The 26,561-nt window shown below is 67.0% G+C and carries 24 protein-coding genes; 16 read left to right on the top strand and 8 right to left on the bottom strand.

The features are described from left to right. Entirely contained in the window at window positions 1-906 is a 906-nt protein-coding gene (locus MC45_RS12470) for a flagellar motor protein MotB (RefSeq protein ID WP_038663665.1), read from the top strand. A gap of 69 nt (window positions 907-975) precedes the next feature. Here the strand turns inward: MC45_RS12470 and MC45_RS12465 are convergent, their stop codons facing one another. Further along, window positions 976-1,479 carry a Ros/MucR family transcriptional regulator gene (locus tag MC45_RS12465; protein WP_038663662.1) on the bottom strand — a complete coding sequence of 168 codons (504 nt, stop codon included), beginning with the start codon at window positions 1,477-1,479 and terminating at the stop codon, window positions 976-978. A gap of 161 nt (window positions 1,480-1,640) precedes the next feature. On the opposite strand from MC45_RS12465, the gene MC45_RS12460 reads away from it, so the two are divergent. After that, complete coding sequence (locus tag MC45_RS12460) at window positions 1,641-2,027, top strand: hypothetical protein (RefSeq protein ID WP_038663659.1); 387 nt, start codon at window positions 1,641-1,643, stop codon at window positions 2,025-2,027. Beyond that, a complete protein-coding gene (locus MC45_RS12455; protein WP_038663656.1) occupies window positions 2,024-3,172 on the top strand; it encodes a glutathionylspermidine synthase family protein in 1,149 nt (382 codons plus the stop codon). The genes MC45_RS12460 and MC45_RS12455 overlap by 4 nt, the downstream gene beginning before the upstream one ends. Here MC45_RS12455 and MC45_RS12450 read toward each other — a convergent pair. From MC45_RS12450 to MC45_RS18625, 3 genes are all read right to left on the bottom strand, one after another. Then, a complete protein-coding gene (locus MC45_RS12450) occupies window positions 3,162-4,328 on the bottom strand; it encodes an alpha-hydroxy-acid oxidizing protein (protein WP_038663653.1) in 1,167 nt (388 codons plus the stop codon). The genes MC45_RS12455 and MC45_RS12450 overlap by 11 nt on opposite strands. A gap of 178 nt (window positions 4,329-4,506) precedes the next feature. Further along, window positions 4,507-5,301 carry a class II aldolase/adducin family protein gene (locus MC45_RS12445; protein WP_038663650.1) on the bottom strand — a complete coding sequence of 265 codons (795 nt, stop codon included), beginning with the start codon at window positions 5,299-5,301 and terminating at the stop codon, window positions 4,507-4,509. Between the two features lie 166 nt (window positions 5,302-5,467). Next, entirely contained in the window at window positions 5,468-6,181 is a 714-nt protein-coding gene (locus MC45_RS18625) for a hypothetical protein (RefSeq protein WP_052075652.1), read from the bottom strand. Between the two features lie 134 nt (window positions 6,182-6,315). On the opposite strand from MC45_RS18625, the gene MC45_RS12435 reads away from it, so the two are divergent. From MC45_RS12435 to MC45_RS18950, 5 genes are read left to right on the top strand one after another with little or no spacing between them, the layout of a single operon-like run. Further along, window positions 6,316-6,582, top strand: a complete 267-nt coding sequence (locus tag MC45_RS12435; RefSeq protein WP_081974434.1) for a BrnT family toxin — start codon at window positions 6,316-6,318, stop codon at window positions 6,580-6,582. Further along, window positions 6,566-6,838: a BrnA antitoxin family protein gene (locus MC45_RS12430; protein ID WP_081974433.1), complete on the top strand. Its 273-nt coding sequence runs from the start codon at window positions 6,566-6,568 to the stop codon at window positions 6,836-6,838. Before MC45_RS12435 ends, MC45_RS12430 begins: the two co-directional genes overlap by 17 nt. 50 nt (window positions 6,839-6,888) lie before the next feature. Beyond that, complete coding sequence (locus MC45_RS19345) at window positions 6,889-7,272, top strand: hypothetical protein (protein ID WP_156143833.1); 384 nt, start codon at window positions 6,889-6,891, stop codon at window positions 7,270-7,272. After that, window positions 7,247-7,756: an ImmA/IrrE family metallo-endopeptidase gene (locus MC45_RS18955; protein WP_081974432.1), complete on the top strand. Its 510-nt coding sequence runs from the start codon at window positions 7,247-7,249 to the stop codon at window positions 7,754-7,756. Before MC45_RS19345 ends, MC45_RS18955 begins: the two co-directional genes overlap by 26 nt. A gap of 33 nt (window positions 7,757-7,789) precedes the next feature. Further along, window positions 7,790-8,809: a beta family protein gene (locus MC45_RS18950; protein ID WP_081974431.1), complete on the top strand. Its 1,020-nt coding sequence runs from the start codon at window positions 7,790-7,792 to the stop codon at window positions 8,807-8,809. A gap of 27 nt (window positions 8,810-8,836) precedes the next feature. Here the strand turns inward: MC45_RS18950 and uvrA are convergent, their stop codons facing one another. Next, complete coding sequence (gene uvrA, locus MC45_RS12425) at window positions 8,837-11,737, bottom strand: excinuclease ABC subunit UvrA (RefSeq protein ID WP_038663646.1); 2,901 nt, start codon at window positions 11,735-11,737, stop codon at window positions 8,837-8,839. 134 nt (window positions 11,738-11,871) lie between these two features. Here uvrA and MC45_RS12420 point away from each other — a divergent pair, with 134 nt between their 5' ends. Continuing rightward, on the top strand, window positions 11,872-12,252 hold the full coding sequence (locus tag MC45_RS12420) for a hypothetical protein (protein WP_038663643.1): 381 nt from the start codon (window positions 11,872-11,874) through the stop codon (window positions 12,250-12,252). A 426-nt stretch (window positions 12,253-12,678) separates the two neighbouring features. On the opposite strand, the gene MC45_RS18620 is transcribed toward MC45_RS12420, so the two are convergent. Beyond that, a complete protein-coding gene (locus tag MC45_RS18620; protein WP_052075651.1) occupies window positions 12,679-14,337 on the bottom strand; it encodes a methyl-accepting chemotaxis protein in 1,659 nt (552 codons plus the stop codon). Between the two features lie 213 nt (window positions 14,338-14,550). Between MC45_RS18620 and MC45_RS12410 the strand changes: the two genes are divergently transcribed. The 5 genes from MC45_RS12410 to MC45_RS12390 all read left to right on the top strand — a co-directional run bounded on the left by MC45_RS12410 (window position 14,551) and on the right by MC45_RS12390 (window position 21,608). After that, window positions 14,551-16,416 (top strand): M61 family metallopeptidase, encoded by a 1,866-nt coding sequence (locus tag MC45_RS12410; RefSeq protein WP_245640719.1) that lies wholly within the window; start codon window positions 14,551-14,553, stop codon window positions 16,414-16,416. A gap of 384 nt (window positions 16,417-16,800) precedes the next feature. Continuing rightward, on the top strand, window positions 16,801-19,188 hold the full coding sequence (locus MC45_RS12405) for a membrane-bound PQQ-dependent dehydrogenase, glucose/quinate/shikimate family (protein ID WP_052075650.1): 2,388 nt from the start codon (window positions 16,801-16,803) through the stop codon (window positions 19,186-19,188). 134 nt (window positions 19,189-19,322) lie between these two features. Then, complete coding sequence (locus tag MC45_RS12400; protein ID WP_038663640.1) at window positions 19,323-20,003, top strand: DUF1013 domain-containing protein; 681 nt, start codon at window positions 19,323-19,325, stop codon at window positions 20,001-20,003. A gap of 119 nt (window positions 20,004-20,122) precedes the next feature. Beyond that, complete coding sequence (locus tag MC45_RS12395) at window positions 20,123-20,977, top strand: dienelactone hydrolase family protein (RefSeq protein WP_038663637.1); 855 nt, start codon at window positions 20,123-20,125, stop codon at window positions 20,975-20,977. Window positions 20,978-20,990: 13 nt separating this feature from the next. After that, the gene (locus tag MC45_RS12390) at window positions 20,991-21,608 is read left to right on the top strand and encodes a glutathione S-transferase family protein (RefSeq protein ID WP_038663635.1); all 618 of its coding nucleotides are present in this window, start codon (window positions 20,991-20,993) and stop codon (window positions 21,606-21,608) included. 252 nt (window positions 21,609-21,860) lie between these two features. On the opposite strand, the gene MC45_RS12385 is transcribed toward MC45_RS12390, so the two are convergent. After that, the gene (locus tag MC45_RS12385) at window positions 21,861-23,324 is read right to left on the bottom strand and encodes a DEAD/DEAH box helicase (protein WP_038663632.1); all 1,464 of its coding nucleotides are present in this window, start codon (window positions 23,322-23,324) and stop codon (window positions 21,861-21,863) included. Between the two features lie 359 nt (window positions 23,325-23,683). Next, window positions 23,684-24,139 carry a hypothetical protein gene (locus tag MC45_RS12380; RefSeq protein WP_038663628.1) on the bottom strand — a complete coding sequence of 152 codons (456 nt, stop codon included), beginning with the start codon at window positions 24,137-24,139 and terminating at the stop codon, window positions 23,684-23,686. A 64-nt stretch (window positions 24,140-24,203) separates the two neighbouring features. On the opposite strand from MC45_RS12380, the gene MC45_RS12375 reads away from it, so the two are divergent. Both MC45_RS12375 and MC45_RS12370 read left to right on the top strand, forming a co-directional pair. Next, window positions 24,204-25,637: an FAD-binding oxidoreductase gene (locus MC45_RS12375; protein ID WP_038663625.1), complete on the top strand. Its 1,434-nt coding sequence runs from the start codon at window positions 24,204-24,206 to the stop codon at window positions 25,635-25,637. 55 nt (window positions 25,638-25,692) lie between these two features. Beyond that, window positions 25,693-26,454, top strand: coding sequence for a SapC family protein (locus MC45_RS12370; RefSeq protein WP_038663622.1), 762 nt, complete (start codon window positions 25,693-25,695; stop codon window positions 26,452-26,454). Window positions 26,455-26,561 lie beyond the last annotated feature (107 nt).

Genomic DNA, 26,561 nt, shown 5'->3' with positions numbered 1-26,561 from the left:
ATGGCCCGCGCCGCGCCGCACGGCAACAATCAGCCGCCCAAGATCATCATCGTCAAGAAGATCATCGATGGTGGCCACGCCGGCCATCACGGTGGCGCGTGGAAGGTCGCCTATGCCGACTTCGTGACCGCGATGATGGCCTTCTTCCTGCTGCTCTGGCTGCTCGGCGCGACGACCGAGAAGCAGCGCAAGGGCATCGCCGATTATTTCGCGCCGACCCTGCTCGACAAGAAGATGACCGGCCTCGGCGGCAACGGCGTGCTCGGCGGGGAATCGATCCTCAGCAACAACAAGCTCGGGCCGCGTGCGGCATCGGCACCGATCGCCTCGATCGGCATCCCGATGAGCATGTCGGGTGGGCAGAAGAGCGGCACGGGCGACAAGGGGTCGCTGCGCAACCCGGCCGCGATGCAATTGGACAAGCAGGCGTTCCAGGCGATCAAGACCCAGCTCGAAAAGCAGATCAAGGCCTCGCCGCGGCTCTCGAAGATGGCCGACCATATCCGCTTCGTGCCGACGCAGGACGGGCTGCGCATCGATCTGGTCGACAATGCCGATTATTCGATGTTCGCGCTCGGCACGACCGCGCTTGATGCCAAGGCGTCCGAGCTGATCGGCATGATCGCCGGGACGATCGCGGGAACGCCCAACACGATCATGATCCGCGGCCATACCGACAGCGTGCCCTATGGCGACCCGCGCGCGATGAACAATTGGATGCTCTCGTCCGGCCGGGCCGAGGCGACGCGGCGCCGGCTGGCGCTCGGCGGCATCCCCGAGACGCGGTTCGAGCGGATCGAAGGCGTCGCCGACCGCGAGCCGATCATCACCAGCGATCCCGGCGACCCGCGCAATCGCCGCGTCGCGATCACCCTGCTCTATCGTCAGGGTACGTTCGGGCAGTAACCGGGCGGCGGGGCAAAACGGCGCGCGACCGATCGGGTCGGTCGCGCGCCGCTCGCCTGCCCGTCGGCGTCAGGCCTCGACGGCGTCCGCGGACTTGCGGCCGCGACGCGCCGCTGCGGCGCCCTCGGCGCCGCCTTCGGCCTTGCGCGCACCGGGCTTGCGGCCGAGGCCGATCTTCTTCGCCATGGCGCGGCGGCTCTCCGAATAATTCTCCGCGACCATCGGATAATCGGCCTTCAGGCCATAACGTTCGCGATATTCCGCCGGCGTCATGCCGTGCGTCGCGAGATGACGACGCAAGGTCTTGTAGGGCTTGCCGTCGATCATCGAGATGATGTGATCCTTCGACGCCAGCGACTTCCGCGCCGAGACCGCGGCGGTATATTCAGTCGCGGGCTGCGCTTCCGGTGCCGCACCGCTGGCGCCAAGCAGTGCCGAGACGGTGTCGTGCATCTTTCCGAGAAAGGCCGGAACCTCATCGGCGGAAGTACGGGTGTTGGGGTTGCCGAGCCAAGCAATCGTCAATTCGGTTGCTAGTTCAACGGCGTTCAGATCGGTGGATTCGTCAGTCATAGTTTGCTCCTTTGACCAATGGCAGCCGTACGCCGGGGAAACCAACCGTCAAGCGGATGATCCGCAGTGCTGTGCTTTTTTGGATCGTAAAAAAGACGCTCACCCTATTCGATTTCCTGCGTCATACTCCAGCAACAGCCAAGATCGGCCGACCGGAGGACATGTTGAGGCACGAGCTGAAGTTCACGACGGCGCTGGCGGCCGCGTTGCTGGCGGCAGGCTGCGGCAAGTCGCGCGACGATGCCGACGGCTGGGTCGCGCAGGGCGATACCGCGGTATGCACCGATCGCAGCGGCAACCGCGTCGCCGACAGCCAATGCGCGCGCCAGAGCCATGCCGGCGGAGTCAGCCCGTTCCTGTGGTACTTCCTCGCGCGCAACGCGATGATCCCGCCTTATGGCGAGCGCGTCGGCGGCGGCTCGTATGCGCGGGCGCCGGGCCGGGCGTATCGCTTCGCGCCCGCGGCGACGCAGGTGACACGCGCCGGGGCGATCAGTCGCGGCGGCTTCGGCGCGTCGGCGCGCAGTTTCGGGAGCGGTCGCTCATGATCCGCACCACGCTGACGCCGCGGCCCGACTGGCAGGCGAAGGTCGAGGCGGAGGGGTTGATCTGGCACACCGCCGACGGCCGCCCCTATTGGGACGAATCGGTCTGCTATCATTTCGCCGCGGCGCAGATCGCCGAGATCGAGGCGGCGACCGCCGAACTCTACCGCCTGTTCCTCGCCGCCGGCGAGGCGATCGTCGGCGACCGCGGGCTGCTCGACCGGTTCGGCATCCCGCGCGCCTTCCACCAGCCGATCCGCGACGCGTGGGAGGCGGAGCCGCCGGCGCTCAACTTCGGACGGTTCGACCTCGGCTATGACGGCGCGTCGCCGCCGAAACTGTTCGAGTTCAATTGCGATACGCCGACCTCGTTGCTGGAGGCGGCGGTGATCCAGTGGAGCTGGAAGGAAGACTGTTTCCCCGCCGCCGACCAGTTCAACGGCCTGCACGAGGCACTGGTGGCGAAGTGGCGCGACCTTGCCGACCATCTGCCGGGCCGCGTCCATTTCGCGCATGCCGCCGACGAGGTGGGCGAGGATGGCGTCACCACCGCCTATCTGCGCGACACCGCGGCGGCGGCGGGGTTCGAGACGGTGGCGATGGCGGTCGAGACGATCGGCTGGGACCACGAGCGCCGCCGCTTCGTCGACGACGCGGCAGAACCGATCGAGGCCGTGTTCAAACTCTATCCGTGGGAATGGCTCGCCAATGAGTCGTTCGCCGACATGCTGGTCGAGGATCTGGCGGCCGGCGGCACGACGTGGATCGAGCCGGTGTGGAAGATGATCTGGAGCAACAAGGGCGTGCTCGCGGTGCTGTGGGCGCTGTTCCCCGATCATCCCAATCTGTTGCCGGCCGGCTTCGACATTCCCGACGGCGATGCGGTCGCCAAGCCGTTGCTGTCGCGCGAGGGGGCCAACGTCTCGATCCGTCGCGGCGGGCGGATCGTCGCCGAGGCGGCGGGGGACTATGGCGACGAAGGCTATGTCTATCAGGCGATCTATCGCCTGCCCGAACCGGCGCCGGGCTGTTTCCCGGTGATCGGCAGCTGGGTGGTCGACGGCGAACCCGTCGGGATGGGCATCCGCGAGGACGGGCTGATCACCGGCAACACTGCGCGCTTCGTGCCGCATATCGTCACGCGGTGAGCCGCCGCGCGCCCGCCTTGCGCACCGCGGCGATCGTCGGCCAGCCGTTGACCGCCATCAGCAGGTCGGCCTCGGCGAGGATGCAGCGCAGCACGTGCGCGCAGCCCGCCGCCCCGTCGAGCGCGAGGCCGTAGCTATAGGGGCGGCCGATGCCGACCGCGGTCGCGCCGAGCGCCAGTGCCTTGACCACGTCGGTGCCCGAGCGGATGCCCGAATCGAACAGCACCGGCGTACCCCCCGCCGCGGCGACGATGTCGGGGAGCAGGTCGATCGCGGCAATGCCGCCGTTCGCCTGCCGCCCGCCGTGGTTCGAGCAATAGATCGCATCGGCACCGGCATCGATCGCGCGGCGCGCGTCGTCGGGGTGGCAGATGCCCTTGAGGATCAGCGGCAGGCTGGTCAGCGCGCGCAGCCACGGCATGTCGTCCCAGGTGAGGACCTTGCCGAACACGCCCATCCACTGGCGGATCGCGGCGGCGGGGTCCTGCTCCGGCGGCACGGCGAGCTGGGCGCGGAACACCGGGTCGCTGAAGTAATTGGCGAGCACGGCGCCGCGCAATTGCGGGAAATTGCCGGTGTTGAGATCGCGCGGGCGCCAGCCGGTGACCCAGGTGTCGAGCGTCACGACGATGGCCTTGTAGCCCGCGCCTTCCGCGCGCGCGACGAGGCTGGCGGCGAGATCGCGATCCTTGGGCGTGTAGAGCTGGAACAGCGCGGGGGTGGCGCCGCTCGCCGCCGCGACCGCCTCGAGCGGGTCGTTGGACAAAGTGGAGGCGACCAGCGGCACGCCCGTCTCCGCGGCGGCGCGCGCGGCGGCGAGGTCGCCGTGGCCGTCGGGCGTGCACAGGCCGGTGACGCCGATCGGCGCCATGAACACCGGGCTCGGCAAAGTGAGGCCGCACAGCCGCACCGACAGGTCGCGCGTCTCGCAATCGACCATCATCCGCGGCGTCATGCCCCAGTGACGGAACGCCTCGGCATTGGTGCGCTGGGTATGTTCGTCGCCGCAGCCGCCCTGGACATAGTCACGCACCGACGGCGGCAGCGCGGCGAGCGCGCGGGCCTCCAGCGTGGCGAAATCGACCGGCACTTTCGGCACCACCCCGGCGAGGCCGGCGCCGTAGATCGCATTCTGATAGTCGCCGTAATGGGGCATGGCCTCGCCTCCGTCAGCTGGGTGCGCGCGGCAGCGCTGAATGGGTTCGCGCAGAGGCGCAGAGACGCCGAGGGGGCGCGAGCGGGTGACGCATCGCCTTCCCCAATCGCGGTCGAAGGAGGAGGCTGCGCCGCCGGACCATCTCCGCGTCTCTGCGCCTCTGCGCGAACAGATCTTCCTACTCCCGATAGGAGGGATCGCGCCGGTCGAGCTTGCGGAGCAGCGCGGGCCAGGCGAGGCCGCGGGCGAGCATCGCCATGCCGGGGCCGGTCGATTGCTGCTCGACCTTCTCGGCGACCCCTTGATTGGGGTTGTTGAGCCCCGCCCGGCCGGCGCTGAGCATCAGGATCTGCGCCTCGCAGGCGCGCTCGAGGAAATACATGCGCAGGAACGCCTCGGCGACGCTCGCGCCGACGGTGAGCGTGCCGTGGTTGCGCAGGATCATCGTGTGCCGCGACCCCAGATCGGCCACCAGCCGTTCGCGCTCGTCGAGCTCGGTCGCGATGCCTTCGAAGTCGTGATAGGCGACGTCGTGGCCGGCGATCATCGCGGTCTGCGTGTGCGGCAGCAGCCCCTCGGCCATCGCCGACACCGCCTGCCCGTGCGGCGTGTGGAGATGCAGCACCGCCGCCGCATCCTCGCGACCCGCGTGGATCGCCGAATGGATGACGAAGCCGGCGCGATTGACCGGCGCCGGGCTGTCCGAGACGGTGTTGCCGTCGATGTCGATCTTGACCAGCGACGAGGCGGTGATCTCCTCGAACATCATATTGTACGGGTTGATGAGGAAGTGATGCTCCGGCCCCGGCACGCGCGCCGACAAATGGGTGAAGATCAGATCGTCCCAGCCGTAGAGCGCGACCAGCCGATAGGCGGCGGCGAGATCGACGCGCAGCGCCCATTCCTCCGCGCTGACCGTGTCGCGGAGGCTGGGTGGGGCGGGGGGCGCGGGCTCGCGCAGACTGGTGGCCATGGCTGTCCTCTCGTGTCGCGGCGACTCTTGTCGTTCCGCCGCAGGATGACAGGAAATGCCGCATCGGCAAGCCTCCGGCGCCATGGCCCCGACGCCGAATTGCGGCGAAAATGCGGCAACGTGGACAAGATGGACACCTTAACGGAAACGATCCCTGCCGATCGTTTCAATAATCGTCATCCTCCTCCTGCTCCGCCGCCTCGGCCGCCGCCTTGTCCGCGGCGAGCCGTTGCGCCGCCGGGTGCGGCTGGACCACGTCGATGAGGTCGAGCAGGCGCGGGAACATCGCCGCGAGTTCGTGCGGCGCGAGCCTGGGATGCGCCGGCTCCGGCTTGTGCGACAGCAGGAAGGTGAGCAGCCGGTCGTTGTGGACAGTGCGCGTGCCGACCTGTTCGCCGCGATACCAGATCGCGACCTCCTGCCCCTCCAGCGCGCGTTCCATCGCGATGTCGAGCAGGCGCTTGCGCCCCATCTGGATCGCCACGTCCCAGGCGAGCGCGAAGACGCTGTGCGTCGCGCGCTGGCGCATCGCATAGGCGCTGTTGCGGGGGACGCCGACCGCCTTGCACGCGTGGCTGACGCAGCCGGTGTCGGCGAGCGCGCTGATGAAGGCGCGTTGCGTGTCGGCGCTCCAGCCGTCCACACGCTGGCGGCGCAGGTGGAGCAGGGGTTCGAAGAAATCGTCCTCGCGCACGCGATTGCCGTCGGCGTCGAGCTTCTGCCCGGTGACCGCGGCGATCGCGGCGGGGACATCCTCGCCGGCGTTGATCGCGTCGACTCCCGCCATGATCGCGCGGTCGCTCAGCGCGCGCAGCTCCGCGTCGCGGATGCGCTGACGTTCGCAGCGTGCCTTGCTCCAGGGTTTGAACGGCTTGGCCATAGTCCCTCCGATTCGGTCCAGGGGACCGACGATCTATGCCAAGCGCGGGGGTGTAGGACAGGGGGTGGGTGCGCCTATAATGCATGGGTGATGCGTTGACGCGGTGATTTACGTAGCTACATAAAGGAGCGGATGTGGAGATCAGCTTCGATCCCGGGAAGCGCGACAAGGTGTTGCGCGAACGCGGGCTGGATTTTGCGGATGCCGCGACGGTGTTCGATGGCCGCAGCCGCACATTGGTCGACGACCGGTTCGACTATGGCGAAGTGCGACATATCACCTACGGGTGGCTGGCGCGGGATGCCGTGGCGATCGTGTGGACCGAGCGGGATGGCGGGTGTCGGGTGATATCGATGCGGCGCATGCATCAATGGGAGATCAGATATGTCGGACTGGATTGACCCTGACGACGCCCCTGAACTGACCGAGGAAATGATGGAGATCGCCGAGCTTCGGGTCGGCGGCAAGGTCGTTCGCCCGGCGACAGGGTATCTCGGCCCGAACGGCGTTGTGCGCGGCCGTCCGCCGCTCCGGGACCATGCCAAGCAGCAGGTGACGTTGCGGCTCGACCCCGATGTGGTCGAGCGGTTTCGTGCCGATGGGCCGGGTTGGCAGGGGCGGATGAACGCGGCGCTGCGGAGGGCGGCGGGGCTTTAGCTCGCCAAAGACTTGCCATGCGATTCGAGGTCATCTAGCATTTGCAATCGATGAAACGGATCCTGAAAATCTTGGCACTTTGCACCGTGGCAGCCATAGCTGGTGCTTTGGCGACGTTGATCTTGCATTTGCTTCACACACCTTTGTTGCCTGCTGCAGAAGATATAAAGTACACTGATTTTTTATCGATAACCCTTACCGCATTGTCTTTAATGATCACCGTGCTGGGTATATTTGTCGCTGCTGCGGGAGTTATCGGCTGGACTACGCTTGAGAGCAAGTTGCGACTACACTCTGTGGAATACTTTTCGAAGCAATTAGAAAAAGATGCGCCTCTCCGAAAAGAGTTCGAGCAATTTTTTGCCGATATCGCATATACAGGAATTGAAGGCTTAAAAAACCCGGGAAATGAAGAAAGTCCGTATTCTGACTGAATATAGCCATATTGAACGAATACCAGCGCAGGATCTTGAAGTTCTAGAAAGATTCTCGTCGGACGTTCCCGTAAAGGTCGGAGCATTGGCGGATGCTCTAGGCCTGAAAGTCGTTGTTGCAACATTGCCTATGAATATATCAGGGTTGATTCAGCCGGAAGCCGATGGGCAGTTTGTTATAAAGGTGAACCGTTTTGAGTCGAAGGAACGCCAGCGCTTCACGATTGCTCACGAGATAGCTCATTATCTCATTCACCGAGAAAAGATTGACGCTGGGGTCGTCGACTCCGTTTTGTATCGCTCCAAACTTTCATCGCGAACGGAGGCCGAAGCCAATCGCCTTGCAGCGGACATTGTAATGCCAAGGCGAGCAATTGCAGAGGCCGTTCGGAGCAAAGGTGAAATTCAGTCGGATCGTGTGGTACAGGAACTAGCCAGCGCTTTTGGTGTATCGAAGCAAGCCATGGCAATTCGTGTCGGCTAAGTAGTGCTTCAAAACATAAACTATGTCGTAGTCATGAAGGCGGCCGCTGCCGAGATCGGAGCGTATCGTAATCTATATCCGGATGTTAAGCAGCTCACATTTCCTATTTTCAAGGCTCGGCCTTGGCAGAATGCCAATTCGTTCCAGCTAACGCTGGACCGTGTAATAGATGCCGCTGGCGGATATCCATTTGGGCTCGCCCTTGATGGATCGCGTTTTGAGCATACTAATGAGAAGGAGGCTCAGGTTGAATTTGACGCTCTCTTCAATCAGGCTAATGGCTTTGAAGCTTATTATGGCACGTTAGCGAATATCCGTGGGGCTGTTCCGGTTCTGCTGCCGACGACATCAAGGGCGGAGCTTGCGCGCCAAATAAACAATGCCGATCGATTGGACAGGGGGCTCATTGTCCACCAGCAGCGCGGAATAGCATTTCCCCATTTTACCCGTCTGTTTGCAGCGCGATCTCCATTACCTCACGACACCGTCTTTGTCGTGGACGCGGGATGGTCGCGGGATTACCAAGCGCTGGAGGCATGGACCATGCCAGTAGTTGATCGAATAAACGGCGCAATTCCGGAAGCAGAAATTGCAGTGGTCTCAAGCTCGTTTCCTAGTTCGTTTCGACATATCATTGGTCATAGCGAAGAGAGTGGAACAGAGCGGGTTCTTTTTGCTACAGTTCGGCAACGCTTTAACAGTGCTGATCTGACGTATGGCGACTGGGGAAGTACGCGGCCATCAACAACCGGCGGTGGTGGCAAAATTCCATCACGTGTAGATCTGCCAAGGCCGACATCTTGGGACATTTTTCGGTCTGACCCTGACAACGACCTTGGTTTCAGCGAGATGGCGTGGCAGGCGTCTCATTACCCGAGCTTTCAGCAAACCCCATCTTGCTGGGGTAAGGAGATGATCTCTATCACGGATGATCAAGGAAACGGAATTCAAAGCAGACAGTCTGCGGCTACTGTACGCTTGAATATTCATATGACTTTGCAATCCGGAGCCGATAGCAACCTTCCTCTTGATGAGGCACCTTATCAAGATTAGTGAAATTGCGGAACATTTCTGCTGCGCCTAACTGCCACGCGCCTTCAACAACGGCGCGAGATACTTGCCTGTGAAGCTCCGCGGTTCCTTGGCCACCACTTCGGGCGTGCCGACCGCGACGATCTCGCCGCCCTTGACGCCGCCTTCGGGACCCAGATCGACCACCCAGTCGGCGGTCTTGATGACGTCGAGATTATGCTCGATCACCACCACCGTATTGCCCTGCTCGACCAGCGCATGGAGCACTTCGAGCAATTTGCGGACGTCTTCGAAATGCAGGCCGGTGGTCGGCTCGTCGAGAATATACAGCGTGTTCCCGGTCGCGCGGCGGGCGAGTTCCTTGGCGAGCTTGACGCGCTGCGCCTCGCCGCCCGACAGCGTCGTCGCCTGCTGGCCGACCTTGACGTAGCCGAGGCCGACCTCGACCAGCATCTCCATCTTGTCGCGGATCGGCGGCACCGCCTTGAAGAATTCTGCCGCATCCTCGACCGTCATGTCGAGCACGTCGGCGATGCTCTTGCCCTTGAACTTCACCTCCAGCGTCTCGCGATTGTAGCGCGCGCCGTGGCAGACGTCGCAGGTGACGTAGACGTCGGGGAGGAAGTGCATCTCGATCTTGAGCACGCCGTCGCCCTGGCACGCCTCGCAGCGGCCGCCCTTGACGTTGAAGCTGAACCGGCCGGGCTTGTAGCCGCGCGCCTGGCTCTCGGGCAGGCCGGCGAACCAGTCGCGGATCTGCGTGAAGCTGCCCGTATAGGTCGCCGGGTTCGAGCGCGGGGTGCGGCCGATCGGCGACTGGTCGATGTCGATCACCTTGTCGAGATGCTGGAGGCCGCTGACCTTGTCGTGCTTGCCGGCGAGGATGCGCGCGCCGTTGAGCGCGCGCGCCGCGGCGGCATAGAGCGTGTCGATCGTGAAGCTCGACTTGCCCGAGCCCGACACGCCGGTGATGCAGGTGAAGGTGCCGAGCGGGATGCTCGCGGTGACGCCGGTGAGATTGTTGGCGCGCGCATTGTGGACGGTGAGCTGCTTGCCGTTGCCCTTGCGGCGCTTGGCCGGCACCGGGACCTGGCGGGTGCCGTTGAGATAGTCGGCGGTGATGCTCGTCTTGCTCTTGAGGATCTGCTTGAGCGTGCCCTGCGCGACGATCTGGCCGCCGTGGACGCCGGCGCCCGGCCCCATGTCGATGACGTAATCGGCGGTGCGGATCGCATCCTCGTCATGTTCGACGACGAGCACGGTGTTGCCGAGGTCGCGCAGGCGCCTGAGCGTCGCGAGCAGCATGTCGTTGTCGCGCTGGTGCAGCCCGATCGAGGGTTCGTCGAGCACGTAGAGCACGCCCGACAGGCCGCTGCCGATCTGGCTGGCGAGGCGGATGCGCTGGCTCTCGCCGCCCGACAAGGTGCCGCTGGTACGGTCGAGGTTGAGATAGTCGAGGCCGACGTTGTTGAGGAAGCCCAGGCGCTCGACGATCTCCTTCAGGATGCGCTCGGCGATCGCGCGCTGTTGGTCGCCGAGATGGTTGGGCAAATCGGTGAAGAAGGCGAGCGCGTCGACCACCGAGAGATGCGTGGCATAGGCGATGTCGCGCATCGCGATCTTGACCGCCAGCGCCTCGGGCTTGAGGCGCGCGCCGTGGCAGACCTCGCACGGGCGCGAGCTCTGGTATTTGGACAATTCCTCGCGCATCCACGCGCTCTCGGTCTGGAGCAGGCGGCGGTTGAGGTTGCCGACGACGCCCTCGAACGGCTTCTTGACGTCATAGGCCTTCTTGCCGTCGACGAAGGTCAGCGTGACGGGCTTGCCCTTGCTGCCGTGCAGGATCAGCGCGTGGATCGCCTCTGGCAGGTCGGCCCAGGGCGTGTCGAGGCTGAAGTCGAATTCGCGCGCGAGGCTGCCGAGCACCTGCATGTAATAAGGGCTGGGCGGGTTGGATTTGGCCCAGGGGACGACGGCGCCCTTCTTGATGCTGAGCCCGTGGTTGGGGACGACGAGATCCTCGTCGAACAGCAGTTTCTCGCCGAGCCCGTCGCAGGCTGGGCAGGCGCCCTGCGGCGCGTTGAACGAGAACAGCCGCGGTTCGATCTCGGCGATGGTGAAGCCGCTGATAGGGCAGGCGAACTTCTCGGAGAAGACGATGCGGCCGGGAGGGGCGTTGTCGCCGAGCACTTCCGACTTGGGCGTGTGCGGCGTATATTCGTCTTTGGCGGGGTCGGCGGGATCGACATAGGCGAGGCCGTCGGCGAGTTTCAGCGCGGTCTCGAAACTCTCGGCGAGGCGCGTCGCGGCGTCGCCGCGCACGACCAGCCGGTCGACGACGATCTCGATGTCGTGCTTGAACTTCTTGTCGAGCGCGGGGGCCTCGTCGATCTCGTGGATCTCGCCGTCGATGCGGACGCGGGTGAAGCCCGCCTTCTGCCATTCGGCGAGTTCCTTGCGATATTCGCCCTTGCGGCCGCGCACGACGGGGGCGAGCAGATAGAGGCGCGTCCCCTCGGGCAGCGCGAGGACGCGGTCGACCATCTGGCTGACGGTCTGCGCGGCGATCGGCTCGCCGGTCGCGGGGCTGTAGGGGATGCCGACGCGCGCCCAGAGCAGGCGCATGTAATCGTAGATCTCGGTGACGGTCGCCACCGTCGAGCGCGGGTTGCGGCTGGTCGTCTTCTGCTCGATCGAGATCGCCGGCGACAGGCCCTCGATATGATCGACGTCGGGCTTCTGCATCAGCTCGAGGAACTGGCGGGCGTAGGCGGAGAGCGATTCGACGTAGCGGCGCTGGCCCTCGGCATAGATGGTGTCGAAGGCGAGGGACGACTTGCCCGAACCCGACAGGCCGGTGATCACCGTCAGCGTATCGCGGGGGATGTCGACATCGACGTCCTTGAGGTTGTGCTCGCGCGCGCCGCGGACGGTGATTTTGGTCAGCATGTGGCGGGTTCTACTTCTGTTCTGTGTCTGGGGCTAGTCCGGGAAGTAGGAACGCGCGGGAGGCTTCGCCAGCACCACGTTGAAACGCGCGGCGCGTGTCTTATCTCGGCGACACACAGACAGAGAGGCCGCGCATGGGCAAGAAGACGAAGAAGGCGAAGCTCCCCAAGGAGGTGCTCGGCATCCGCCTGCCCAAGGAGCTGCGCGAGGCGGGCGGGGCGTTGCTTGAGAAAGCGAACAGCCCGCAGGGGCGCGAGATGCTCGCGGCGGGGCTGACGATGGCCGCGGCGGCGGCGACCGCGGCGGTGGCGAAGGGCCGGACGAAGCGCGAGGCGGCGGGGGAGCGGCCGGTGCCGCCGGTGCCTCCGACGACGGGGGCGGCACCCGAGCCGCGGCGTCCACCCGAACCGCCGCAGGGCACGCAGACGCAACCCGATCCGCAGGCGATCGCCGATGCGGTCGGCAAGGCGGCGGAGGCGCTGCTCGGCCGGTTGTTCGGGGGGAAGAAGGCCTAGGCCGGATCGGCATGCGGTGGTGTCGCGGCCTTGACCGTCCGGGTGCATCACCGCGGTTTTGTCGGGGGCCTTTGCAAACGCCGCGTAGTGCTCCTGCGAACGCAGGAGCCCAGGCGTTCCGAGCGCCATAAGGTGTTGTTTTGTTTGGCTCTGGGCTCCTGCGTTCGCAGGAGCACTGTGCTGATGTGGACTGTCTTAGAGCCTCGACGTGTTCCGGCGTCCATCGGGCCGTGCGGGATGGTGTCCCGTCAAGTCTTACCCCTCGCCGCAGGGTGGACCCCGGAACAAGTCCGGGTGACGGGGTGGGCTTAGCAGACGGTGGGCTCGTGCGAACGCCCCTGTGCGATCGCTTTGGGGTGACGGAAGAGCGAAGCTTCGGCGCTCATCATCGGCCGGGATACGGAATGTCGATCTGGCCCGCGGGCATCAGGACAGCCTTTGCTTGAGCGGGACGATCGTCTGTGGCGTCAGGTCGACCGGGCGTTGCCGCCATGCCCGACGCGGCTGGCGGTCGCGCTCGGGCAGGAGGTCGTTGGCGGCCTCCCATTCGGTGAAGCGGAACTGCTCGATCTGGTCGGTCATCGCATGCGTCTCGTCGACCAGCTTGCGCGCGGCGGCGGTCTCTTCTTCGGCGACCGCGGCATTCTGCTGTGTGACGTTGTCGAGCTCGGCCACCGCGGCCGTGATCTGCTGCAAGGCGAGGGACTGATGTTCGACGTTCTCGGCGATGTTGGTGGTCAGCAGTGCCATCTTGCCGACGCGCTCGATCACCCGGCCGAGGGCGATCTCGACGTCGCCGACCGAGCGGACGCCGAGCCCGATCTGCTCGGCCGAGCGGCCGATCCGTCGCTTGACGTCCATCGCGGCCTCGGCCGACCGTCCGGCAAGCGCGCGCACTTCCTGCGCGACGACCGCGAAGCCCTTGCCGGCTTCGCCGGCGCGTGCCGCCTCGACCCCGGCGTTGAGCGCCAGCAGGTTGGTCTGAAAGGCGATGCGGTCGATGACGACGAGGATTTCACCGATTTCGTTGGAGAATTGTTCGAGCCGGTTGATCGCGGCGACCGCGTCCTTGAGCATCTCGCCCGACTTTTCGGCGTCGACATGCGCTTCCGAAACCGCTTGGCGCACCTGCACGGCGTTGCCGGCGGAGTCGGTCAGCGCGCCGCTGAGCTGCTGGAGCGCGCTGGCGGTTTCCTCGAGGCTCGTCGCCTGCCGCTCGGTACGTTGGGACAGATCGTTCGATGATTGCATCAATTCCTGCGCGCCGGACGCGATATCGGTGGCGCTGAGGCGGACCGAGGCCAGTGCCGTGCCAAGGGCGTCGGCGGCGTGGTTGAAATCGCTCTTGAGCTTGCCGAACTCTCCGGCGAGGGCGCCTTCGACCCGCACGGTGAGATCGCCGCCGGCGAGCTTGTGCAGCGCGCCGCCGATGCTGCGGACGATGAGGCGGGCCTGCTCGCGACGGATCATCTCGGTCAGCGCCCCGACCGCGACCGCGAGCAGGCTGAGAAAGGTCACGGCGGCCAACAGCGTCCGGTTCGCGGCGCGTTGCGCGACCGCGGCCTTGTGGCGCAGCGCGGCGACCTCTGCGGTCATCGCATCGATCTGGGCGTCGGCGACCTTCGAAGCGGCCCGTTCGGCGGGGCGGACGACCTCGCGCAGATGGCGCAATGCGTCGGACCGGTTGCCCGCGTTCGCTTCGGCGGCAACCTCGCCCAGTGCGGCGACGACGGTGTGCGACAGGCGGAAATAATCCTCGGGCAGGACGTGGCGCGCCTTGGTGTCCTCGAGGTCGCGCAACATCTGGCGCATCTGCTGCGAGCGTGTGTCGAACTTCCGGACGATGATCCCCCGTTCCTCGGGATCGGTTTCGGTGATGAGGTTGAGCGCGTCGCGCTGCAGCGAGCGACTGACCGAACGGACCTCGGTCACGGCCAGCACCCGCTCCTGCGCTTCCAGTGCGGCGACGTTCGCCGCCTCCAGCGCACGGTCCTCGCGGTACGTCACGCCCGCCAGCAGCCACAGCAACAGGATCGCGCCGACCAGGGGCGCGATGACGCGGACGTTGAAGCGGCGAAGCAGCAAGTGTCTATTCCTCTGATGGCGGAAAAGAGCAGCCGCCCCACCAATTATAGAGGCGCGCGATCGCGCGTTTATACTTCGGGAGCAAATATCGGACCGGGCGATTCACGCGTGCTGCCGAGCGGCAATGGACCGGACCGGAGCGGCATGGTTATAGGTGCGGCATGACGTCGCGGCGGTAGCGGCAAGGGGACGATGATGAGAGCAACGGCACGAGTGACGGCGGTTTTGGCGATTGCCGCGGCAACGCTCGCGGCCGCCGCCGCGCAGGCGCAGACGGCGGCGCAGGCGGTCGTCGCGCAGCAGGCGCAGGATCCGGGGGCGCGCGCCGGCACGGCGTATGACGTCGCCTTCCCCAATGCGGTGCATCACGAGGCGCAGATCACCGCGACCTTCGCGCGGGTGCCGGCGGGGCCGCTGCGCGTGCGGATGGCGCGCTCGTCTCCGGGACGCTATGCGATCCACGAATTCGCCAAGAACGTCTATGCGGTGTCGGCGAAGGACGGCAGGGGGCGCCCGCTGCGACTTATCCGCAGCGATCCCTATGGCTGGACGGTCGCCGGACACGACGGCACCGTCGTCGTCACCTACACCCTGTTCGGCGACTGGGGCGACGGCACCTATGCGCAGATCGACACGACGCATGCGCACCTCAACATGCCCGCCACCTTCCTGTGGGCGGAAGGCTATGACGACCAGCCGATCCGCGTGCGCTTCACGCCGTTCGACCCCAAGTGGCGGATCGCGACGCAGCTTCCCGCCGCCAGGGGCGCGAACAGCTTCTGGGCGCCCAACCTGCAATATTTCATGGATAGCCCGACCGAGATCAGCGATTTCGCCTTGCGCGAATGGCCGGTCACCGATGCGCTGGGCAAGAGCTATGTCGTGCGGCTGGCGGTGCATCACGCCGGCAGCGACGCCGATCTCGATACCTATACCGCCAAGGTGAAGCGGGTGATCGCGCAGCATTATGCGCTGTTCGGGCAGGCGCCGCGCTACGATTACGGCACCTATACGTTCATCGCCGACTATCTGCCGCAGATCACCGGCGATGGCATGGAGCATCGCAACTCGACGATCATCACCGACAAGCGCGGGCTCGCCGAGGCGAAGTTCGCGCAGCTCAACACGCTGAGCCACGAGTTCGTGCATAGCTGGAACGTCGAGCGGCTGCGGCCGGCCGAACTGGAACCGTTCGACTTCACCCGCGCCAATCCGACGCCGTCCTTGTGGTTCGCGGAAGGCTTCACGCAATATTACGGGCCGCTGCTGATCCGCCGCGCCGGCGAGATGAGCGTCGACGATTTCCTGCGTGGGCTGGGCGGTACGCTGAGCGGCGTCGTGAACAGCCCGGCGCGGCGCTACGGCGGGCCGGAGGAGATGAGCCTGCGCGCGCCCTTCGTCGATGCCGCCAAGGCGATCGACCAGGTCAATCCGAACATCTTCGTGTCCTATTACCCGTATGGCGCGGTGGTGGCGCTGGCGCTCGATCTGCAATTGCGGCAGCGCTATCCGGGGCTCTCGCTCGATGCCTATATGCGCCATCTTTGGACGACGCGCGGCGATACCGAGCTGAAATATACGCCTGCCGATCTCGAGCGGGGACTGGCCGAGCTGACGCGCGATCCGGCCTTCGCCAAGGCGTTTTTCGACGGGTCCGTGCATGCGAGCGGGCTGCCCGATTATGCGCCGCTGCTGCGGCAGGCGGGGCTGGTGGTGCGGCCCGTCGACGCGACGCGCGGCTGGGCGGGGATGAACCTCGTCGATGGCGAGGGCGGCGTCGGCATCGGCGACGCGCCGCGGCCGGAGGCACCGGCCTATGCGGGCGGGCTGGAGCGGGGCGACGTGCTGCTCGGTCTCGATGGCGCGCCGGTGCGCGATGCGGCGGCGGCGCAGGCGGTGCTGGCGGGGCACAGACCGGGCGACCGCGTCGCGGTGCGCTTCCGCCAGCGCGGGGTGGAGCGCGATGCGGTGCTGCGGCTGGCTGCCGATCCGTCGTTCGAGGTGGTGCGCGGCGAGACGACCGGGGTGGCGGTGACGCCGGCGCAGATGGCGTTCCGCGAGGGCTGGCTGGGCAAATAGGACGCGCGCGGAGGCGCGGAGGGAAGAAGGGATTTGCGCGCAGAGGCGCAGAGACGCGGAGGTGTCGCGCTCGCTGCGCCGAAGGCGCCTTCCTCATGACGGTTGGGCGTTCCGGTAGGCTGGCTGCGCATCACCTCTGCGTCTCTGCGTCTCTGCGCGCTAAATTTCGATCACGCGAAGACGCGAAGACGCGAAGAGGGGGTAGGGCCACGCTCGTGGTGAGGATGCGCGCGCCTCAAGCGGGGCATCTCCGCGCCTCCGCGCCTCCGCGTGAACCATTCCTCGCCTTACGACGGGGCGTCCAAGGCGCCGCGCAAAATCGTTATTGTAACGGAACATTGCTGCGGCGCGGCGGTAGTGTCAGGAACGAACCGGAGTTGCCGCATGTCCCAGTCCCGCCATCCCGCCCGGTGGCCCCATATCCTTGCCGTTATCATCGGCACGTTCGGGGTGCTCAATCTGGTCGGGGGCGGGTGGCTGATCCTGCTCGGCGGCAGCCTGTTCTATGCGGTCGCGGGGCTGGCGATGCTCGTTACCGCAGTGCTGCTGTGGCGGCGGCATGCGGCGGCGCTGCACGTCTTCGCCGCTTTGGTGGTCGGGACGGTGGTCTGGGCCTGGGCGGAGATCGGCGCGGACTGGTGGCCGCTGGTGCCGCGTGGCGACCTCATCTTCATCTTCGGCGCGTTGCTCGCGCTGCCGTGGACGGTGAAGCGGCTGGTGCCGCGCACCGGCTGGCTGCGCGCGGCGGGGCCGCTGGCGGTGGCGCTCGGCGCGGCAGTGGTGTTCGGCGCGGTGGCGCTGACCCGCGACGTCCACAATCTCGACGGCACGCTGCCCGGACCGCGCAACGCGCTCGCCGCCAATCTGCACGGCGTACCAGACGACGACTGGCAGGCCTATGCACGCAGCTGGTACGGCGACAAATTCTCGCCGCTGACGCAGCTCACCCCGGCGAACGTCGGCAAGCTCGAGGTCGCGTGGCAGTTGCAGACCGGCGACCTGAAGCGCGAGGGCGATCCTGGCGAGACGACGTACGAGATGACGCCGATCAAGGTCGGCGATACCGTCTATCTGTGCACGCCGCACAATTGGGTGATCGCGGTCGACGCCGAGACCGGCAAGGAGCGCTGGCGCTTCGATCCGAAGATCGCGACGTCTGCGAAGAACATGCAGCATCTCACCTGCCGCGGCGTGTCCTATTGGGATGGTGTGCGGGCCGGCGCGAGCGTCGGCGACTGTCCGCAGCGGATCTTCCTCGCCACCAACGACAGCCGGCTGATCGCGCTCGATCCGAAGACGGGGGCCTTGTGCCGCAGCTTCGGACAAGGCGGCACGGTCAGCCTGCTGCCGGGCCAGCCGCATTACAACCAGGGCTGGTATCAGGTGACCTCGGCGCCGCTCGTTGCACGCGGGCTGGTGATCACCGGCGGCGCGGTGTTTGACAATATCGCCACCAAAGTGCCCTCTGGCGTGATCCGCGGCTATGACGCGGCGTCGGGCAGGCTCGTCTGGAATTTCGATCCGGGCAATCCGGACGACACCGCGCCGCTCGGCGCGGGCAAGCAATACACGCCGTCGTCGCCCAATAGCTGGAGCACGCCCGCCGCGGACGAGGCGCTCGGGCTCGTCTATCTGCCGATGGGGATGGGTGCGGTCGACCAATGGGGCGGGCATCGTCCCGCGACCACGGAGAAGTTCGCGACGTCGGTGCTGGCGCTCGACATCGCCACCGGCAAACCGCGCTGGGTCTATCAGACGGTGCACCACGACCTGTGGGACATGGACGTGCCGGCGCAGCCGGCGCTGGTCGACCTGAACCTGCCGGGGCGCGGGCGGGTGCCGGCGCTGGTCCAGTCGACCAAGACCGGCAATCTGTTCGTGCTCGACCGGCGGACCGGCCGGCCGATCTTCCCCGCCCCCGAGACGCCAGTGCCGGCGGGCGCCGCGCCGGGCGATCATAGCTCGCCGACGCAGCCGCTGTCCGCGATCTCGCTGATGCCCGCGCCGGCGCGCGAGAAGGATATGTGGGGGGCGACGATGATCGACCAATTGTGGTGCCGCATCCGCTTCAGGTCGCTCGACTACAAGGGCGCGTTCACGCCGCCGTCGCTGCGCGGGTCGCTGGTGTTCCCGGGCAATTTCGGGGTGATGGACTGGGGCGGCATCTCGATCGACCCGGTGCGGCAGGTGATCTTCGCGCATCCCAATTACGTCGCCTTCGTCGACCGGCTGGTGCCGCGCGCCGACGATACCGACGGCCCGGACGAGCGCGGTCCGGCGGGCGGTTCGGATCGCCGCGGGTCGCAGGAGGCGGGCTACAATCCCAATACCGGCGCGCCGTTCGCGGTCGACATGAACCCGTTCCTGTCGTTCGCCGGCCTGCCGTGCCAGCAACCGCCCTGGGGCTATGTCGCCGGGATCGACCTGACTACGGGCAAGAAGGTGTGGGAGCACAAGAACGGCACGATCCGCGACGAGACGATCCTGCCACTGCCGTTCAAGCTCGGCGTGCCGTCGCTTGGCGGGCCGATCACCACCGCGGGCGGCGTCGCGTTCATGGCGGCGGCGATCGACGATTACGTCCGCGGCTATGACACGCGCACCGGCAAGGTGCTGTGGCGCGCGCGGCTGCCGGCGGGCGGGCAGGCGACGCCGATGACCTATCGCTCGACGGCGAGCGGGCGGCAGTTCGTCGTCGTCGTCGCGGGCGGGCATGGCTCGCTCGGCACCAGGCTTGGCGATCATGTCATCGCCTACGCCTTGCCCAAATGATCGTCGGAGGGCGACCCGAACACTCGGGTTGCCCTTCGTAGCGGCGCGGGGTACACAGGGGGTTATGGCATGGCCGCTCCGGTAAGGGGCGGCCCTATTTGTTTCCGACCCAAAAGATCCGACGGAGTTCACCCGTGGCCCAGCCCCTTATGCCCCATGCGACCGCGTCCTGGATGGTCGACAATACGTCGCTGTCCTTCGACCAGATCGCCGATTTCTGCGGCCTCCACATCCTCGAGGTGCAGGCGATCGCCGACGATACCGCCGCCTCGAAGCTGACCGGGCGCGACCCGGTTCGCGCGCACGAGCTGACGCAGGACGAGATCGACAAGGGCCAGGCCGATCCCGCCTATCGCCTCAAGATGATCAAGGGTCCCGAGCAGGTCCGCCGCACCAAGGGCCCGCGCTACACGCCGGTGTCGAAGCGGCAGGACAAGCCCGACGGCATCGCCTGGATCATCCGCAACCATCCCGAGATCACCGACGGCGCGATCAGCAACCTGATCGGCACCACCCGCACGACGATCGCCGCGATCCGCGACCGCAGCCACTGGAACATCGGCAACATCACGCCGAAGGACCCGGTGACGCTGGGCCTGACGACGCAGCGCGAGCTGGACGCGGCGGTGGCCAAGGCGTCGAAGGCGTCGGGCAACGAGGCCGCGCCGACCGACACGCGGCTGGAGGGCGATCGCGAGGCGCTGATCGCCAGCCTGCGCGCCGAGCGCGACGCGGCGGCACGCGGCGTCGACGTGGCGGATCAGGACCCGGCCTCGGCCGCGGCGGCGCTGTTCCAGGATCCGTTCAAGCGCTGATGTCGGGGTAAGCTTCCCTTCCTCCGTTTGCCCTTCGACAGGCTCAGGGCGAACGGACAGGAGACTGGTACCTTGTCCCGCGCTGCGCTAGCCTCTCCCAAAGCATTGGGAGAGCAGGCATGTGCGACGAACTTACCGTCGAGGACGACGCCCGGCTGACGCGGCGGCAGCTCGGGTTGGCGGCGGGGGCGGTGGGCGCGGCGCTGGTGCTGCCGGCACCCGCGGACGCCAAGCCGATCGCCGGGCGCGACGTCGTCATCACCACGCCCGACGGGCAGTGCGACGCCTATTTCACCGCGCCGAGCGCGGGCAAGCATCCCGCGGTGCTGATGTGGCCCGACATCATGGGGCTGCGGCCGGCGTTCCGTAAGATGGCCGACCGGCTCGCGCAGACGGGCTATGCGGTGCTGGTCGTCAACCAATTCTACCGCTCGGCCAAGTCGCCGATCATCGCTACCGGCGAATCGTTCGACCAGCCTGCGGTGCGCGACCGGATCATGCCGTGGCGGGCCGCGCTGACCGCGGCGGCGACGACCAGCGATGCCAAGGTCTTCCTCGCCTTCCTCGACCTGCAGAAGGAGGTCGACACCAAGCGCGGCATCGGCAGCGCGGGCTATTGCATGGGCGGACCGATGGTGCTGCGCACCGCCGCGGCGCGGCCGGCGCGGGTGCATGCCGGCGCGTCCTTCCACGGCGCGGGGCTGGTCAGCGATGCGCCGGACAGTCCGCACAAGCTCGTGCCGCAGCTCACGGGTGGCTATCTCATCGCGATCGCCAGCAACGACGATGCGCGCAGCCCCAATGACAAGGTGGCGCTGCGCGAGGCCTTCGCCGCGGCGAAGCGGCCGGCGGAGATCGAGGTCTATGCCGATGCGATGCACGGCTGGTGCGTGATCGACAGCAAGGTCTACAACCCGCCGCAGGCCGAACGCGCCTGGGCGCGGATGCTCGACCTGTTCGCCAAGAATTTGTGACGGGAGCCGCGTGATGGCCGAACTGACCTTCTACACCAACCCGCGCTCGCGCGGGCGGATCGCACGCTGGATGCTCGAGGAGGCGGGGGTCGACTATGACACCGTCGTGCTCGATTATGCCTCGACGATGAAGCAGGAGCCCTATCTGTCGGTCAATCCGATGGCGAAGGTGCCGGCGATCGTCCATCGCGGCAAGACGGTGACCGAATGCGCGGCGATCTGCGCCTATTGCGCCGAGGCGTTCCCGGCGGCGGGGCTGGGCCCACGCGACGACGAGCGCGCGGATTATTACCGCTGGCTGTTCTTCGCGGCGGGGCCGATCGAGGCGGCGGTGACCAACCGCTCGCTGGGCGTGGTGCCGAGCGAGGCGCAGCAGCGGATGGTCGGCTACGGTGATTACGATCGCGTCGTCGACGTGCTCGAGCAGGCGGTGGGCGCGCATCCGTTCATCGCCGGCGACCGGTTCACCGCGGCGGACGTCTATGTCGGATCGCAGGTGATGTTCGGGCAGCAATTCGGATCGATGCCGAAGCGCGCGGCGTTCGAGGCATATGTCGCCCGGCTGACGGCGCGCGAGGGGTTCCGGCGGGCGGCGGCGCTGGACGATGCGGTGATCGCGGCGGCGGCTTGAGGGGGGGGCAGAGACGCACCTTCAATAGCCGAGGACATTCCATTCCTCCCCCGCCAGGGGGAGGTGGCGCGCCCGAAGGGCGTGACGGAGGGGGAGGATACGGCGAACGTGGTCGTATGCGGAAACGCCCCCTCCACCACCCGCTGACGCGGGCGGTCCCCAGCGCAAGGTCGATCATGCCCCCGGCATGATCTTGGATTGCCGGGGGCAATCCAACCTTGCGCTCCCGCTAAAGCGAGGGAGGACTTAGACTTATCCCCCGATCACCGCCTTCAGGAACTCCGGGATCGGGCCGTTCCAGCCGTCGTCGGGGCCGTCGTCGCGCTCGTCGCGGCGTGGGCGGCGGCCGCCGTCGGGGCGGATGTCGCGGCGCGGCGGCGGCGCGAATTCCGGCTCGGGGCGGCGCTCCTGACGCGGCTGGCGACGCGGTTCCTCGACGGCGGCGGGCGCCTCGACCACCTCGGGTGCAGCCTCCGCCACCGGCGCGCGCGCGGAACGGTCGCGGCGGCCCTCACCGCGTGTGGTGCGGTCGCGGCGACCGCGGCGTGGTTCCTCGCTCGCGGCGGTAGCGGCAGGCGTCTCCGCCTCGGCCGCGGCGCCGAGGTCGAGCCGGTCGATCTTCTGGCCGGTCAGCTTCTCGATGTTCTGGATGTTCTCGGCATCCTCGCTGGTGATCAGCGTATAGGCGATGCCGGTCGCGCCGCCGCGGCCGGTGCGGCCGATGCGGTGGACGTAATCGTCCGGATGCCACGGCGCGTCGAAGTTGAAGACGTGGCTGACGCCCTTGATGTCGAGCCCGCGCGCGGCGACGTCGGAGGCGACGAGGATGTTGATCTTGCCGTCCTTGAACAGGTCGAGCTCGGCGATGCGCTGCGCCTGTTCCATGTCGCCATGGATCTCGCCCGCCTTGAAGCCGTGCTTCTTGAGGCTCTTGTTGAGCTCGCGCACCGTCGTCTTGCGGTTGCAGAAGATGATCGCGTTGCGCACCTCGTCCTGCCCCAGCAACTGGCGCAGCGCCTCGCGCTTCTTCATCGCATTGCCGGAGACGGGGACGAGGAACTGCTTGATATTGAGGTTGGTCGAGGCGGGGCGCGACACCTCGATCATCTTCGGATTGTCGAGGAACTTGTCGGCGAGCTTCTTGATCGGCGGCGGCATCGTCGCCGAGAAGAGCAACGTCTGGCGCTGTTTGGGCAGCTTGGTGCAGATTTCCTCGATATCGGGGATGAACCCCATGTCGAGCATCCGGTCCGCTTCGTCGATGACGAGCATCGAACAGCCGGTGAGCAGGATGTTGCCGCGACCGAACAGGTCCATCAGGCGGCCCGGCGTCGCGATCAGCACGTCGACGCCCTTTTCGAGCGCCTTGATCTGGTCGCCCATCGACACGCCGCCGATGAGGAGCGCCATCGAGAGCTTGGTGCCGGCGCCGTATTTCTCGAAATTCTCGGCGACCTGCGCGGCGAGTTCGCGCGTCGGCTCGAGGATCAGCGAGCGTGGCATGCGCGCGCGGCTGCGGCCGTGCGACAGGATGTCGATCATCGGCAGCACGAAGGCGGCGGTCTTGCCCGTCCCCGTCTGCGCGATGCCGATCAGGTCGCGCATCATCAGCACCGACGGGATCGCCGACGCCTGGATCGGCGTCGGCTCGGTATAGCCGGCGTCGGTGACCGCCTTGAGCAGTTCGTCGGAAAGGCCGAGGTCGGCGAAGCTCATGCCAAAAGGCTCATGCAAAGGTCCGGATAAGTCACGGTCACGCGCGCGTGCGATACCGTTGCGGCTGGCGCTTGCGGATTCGGGCGCAAAAGTCAAGAATTGGGTGGGGCGACTATATGGCGCGGACGTACGGAGGGCGCGAAGGGTTTGTTCGCGCGAAGACGCGAAGACGCGAAGGGGGGTAGTCGTCGGAGGCTGGCCGCTCTCCTCTTCGTCATCCCGGCGCAGGCCGGGATCCATGGGTGCGGGACCTTCGCGGTGGCACGCCTCCAGCAGCGTCGCGTAACCATGGGTCCCGGCGTTCGCCGGGATGACGAATTCGGGGGGGGGGGTCTCCCATCCTTGCCGAACGTCGCTGGTTACTTCGCCGGGACCAATGTCTTGAACGTCGCGATGCCGCAGCTCGCGCCGGAGCGCATGCGGATCACGTCGCGGCCGGCGCAGACCTGGCCGTCGGCGGCGGGGCGCAGGTAGAAGCCGCCGTAATAATCGAGCGGGCCGCAATCCTTGTCGAGCCGCGCGCGCAGCCGCTTGCCGCCGTTCATCACCAGATCGACCGCGCCGGGGGTCTGGATCAGCGCGCCGCCGAGGTCGGCGGCGGCGACGCATTTCGGCCCCTTCTTCTCCTTGTAGCGGACCGGCGCGGGAATGGCGGCGCGCGCCGCGCCCATCCGCGGCAGGCGGATGATGACGCGCTCGTGGATCGTCATCTGCGCGAGCAGCGTGCCGTCGCGCTGGCCCGCGCCGCCGCCGAGCGCGGCGGCGGCGGGCGCCGCGACGGCGATCAGCAGGATGGGAAATGCGGGATGCAGCATGTCAGACCCCGCCCCTTAGTCCGGATCGTTGAACAGGCGATGAACTTGGCCTAGCGGACGCGGCATGACACCCGCGCAGACCGCCATGCTCGACGCGCTCGTTCCCGTATTGGGACGCAAGGGGATCGTCACCGATCCCGCCGCGATCGCGCCGTGGCTGGTCGACTGGCGGCGGCGCTTCCACGGCGCGGCGCCGGCGATCCTCGCGCCCGCCTCGACCGCCGAGGTCGCCGCCGTCGTCGCTGCCGCCGCGCGGCATCGCGTGGCGCTGGTGCCGCAGGGCGGCAACAGTTCGATGGTCGGCGGGGCGACGCCGCCTGCCGACGGCTCGGCGCTGATCCTGTCGTTGCGGCGGATGAATGCGATCCGCCGCGTCGATGCCGCGGCGGGGCTGGCGGTGGCGGAGGCGGGGGTGATCCTGTCCGACCTGCACGACGCCGCGCTCGCCGTCGACCGGCGCTTTCCGCTGACGCTCGGCGCCAAGGGCAATGCGACGATCGGCGGGCTCGTCTCGACCAATGCCGGCGGCACGCAGGTGCTGCGCTTCGGATCGATGCGCGGGCTGGTCGCCGGCGTCGAGGTCGTGCTCGCCGACGGCAGCGTGCACGACGGGCTGGCGCCGCTCAAGAAGGACAATCGCGGCTACGATCTGACGCAATTGCTGGTCGGGGCGGAGGGGACGCTGGGGGTGGTCACCGCGGCGACGCTGCGGCTGGTGCCGGTGCCGGCGGCGCTCGCGACCGCCTGGGCGGCGGTGCGCGATCCGCAGGCGGCGCTGACGCTGCTGCGCCGCTTCCAGGCGGCGACCGAGGCGCTGGAGAGTTTCGAGATCCTGCCGCGTGAATCGCTCGCCGCGGTGCTCGCTTACGTGCCGAGCCTGCGCGCACCGGTGGCGGCGGAGGCGGCTTGGCATCTGCTGATCGAGCATACCGATCCGTCCGGCGACGCGCTGATGGAGCGGCTGCTCGGCGAGGCGCTCGCGGACGGGCTGATCGTCGATGCGACGCTGGCGGCGACCGCGACGCAGGCGGCGGACTTCTGGCGGATCCGCGAATCGATCTCCGATTCCGAGCGGGCGCTCGGCCCGGCGTCGCAGCACGATCTGTCGGTACCGGTCGACGCGATGCCGCGCTTCATGATCGAGGCGGCGGCGGCGTGCGAGGCGCGCTTCCCCGGGACGCATGCGAGCGGCTTCGGCCATCTTGGCGACGGCAACGTCCATTTCCACGTGCGCGCGGCGCCGGGAACCGATCCCGCGCTTTGGTATGGCGAGCACGTGCCGGTGGTGACGCGCTTCGTCGACGATCTGGTGATCGCGGCGGGGGGCTCGATCGCCGCCGAGCACGGCATCGGCCAGATGAAGCTGGCCGAGCTGGAACGGCTGTCGTCGCCGGCGCGGCTGACGGCGCTGCGCGCGGTCAAGGCGGCGATGGACCCGCTCGGCATCCTCAACCCGGGCAAGCTCGTGGCGCTTGCACCCTCGGCTGCGGCCCAATAGAGCAGCGGCCAGCGAGCGGCTGCGCCGCAAACTATCCACCACGGAGAGAGTTCCCATGGCCAGTGCGCCGCTTCCTTTGTTCTACAACGGCCTCGAGCCGCTCTCGAGCGAGACGCATGCCGATTGGCGTGTCCGCCAGCAGGACAGCGCGCCGTTCCTCGTCGGCCAGCATGCGATTCCGATCACCACCGACGAATTCCCGCTGGTGCAGCGTCACATGCCGATCGTCTTCTCGGTCGGCGACGACGCCATCCCGCTTGCGCTGATGGGCCTCAACGAAGGCGTCAACGTCTTCATGGGCGACGACGGCAAGCTGACCGAGACCAATTTCTACGTTCCGGCCTATGTCCGCCGCTATCCCTATATGCTCGCGCGGCTGCGTCCCGACGCCGAGGAGCTGTCGCTGTGCTTCGACCCGACCTCGGAGGCGCTCGGCGCCTATGACGACGGCGAGCCTTTGTTCGAGAACGGCCAGCCGAGCCAGGTGACCAAGGCGATCCTCGACTTCGCCGAACAGTTCGAACAGGCCGGTGCCCGCACCCAGGCGTTCATGAACGAGCTGCGCGAGCAGGAATTGCTGATGGACGGCGAGGTCACCATCCAGATCGACGAGAATCAGCAGCCGTTCGTCTATCGCGGCTTCCAGATGATCAACGAAGAGAAGCTGGCCGGGCTGCGTGGCGACCAGCTGCGCAAGATGTCGCAATCGGGCATGCTGCCGCTGCTCTACGCGCATCTCTTCTCGCTGTCGCTGATGCGCGAGATCTTCGCGCGCCAGGCGCAGCAGAACAAGGTGCCGCAGCCGCAGTTCGGCTGATCCTTCCTTCCATACCGATCGCACGGGCGGGGTCGCACGACGCGAGTCCCGCCCGTGTCGTATCCGGGCCATCGCCATGGCTTGACCCGTCGTGCGCGCCGGTCGAG

The sequence above is a fragment of the Sphingomonas taxi genome (assembly GCF_000764535.1).
Classification (GTDB): domain Bacteria; phylum Pseudomonadota; class Alphaproteobacteria; order Sphingomonadales; family Sphingomonadaceae; genus Sphingomonas; species Sphingomonas taxi.
The sequence above is the reverse complement of the archived record's forward strand: the minus strand, read 5'-3'. Positions and strand labels throughout refer to the sequence as shown.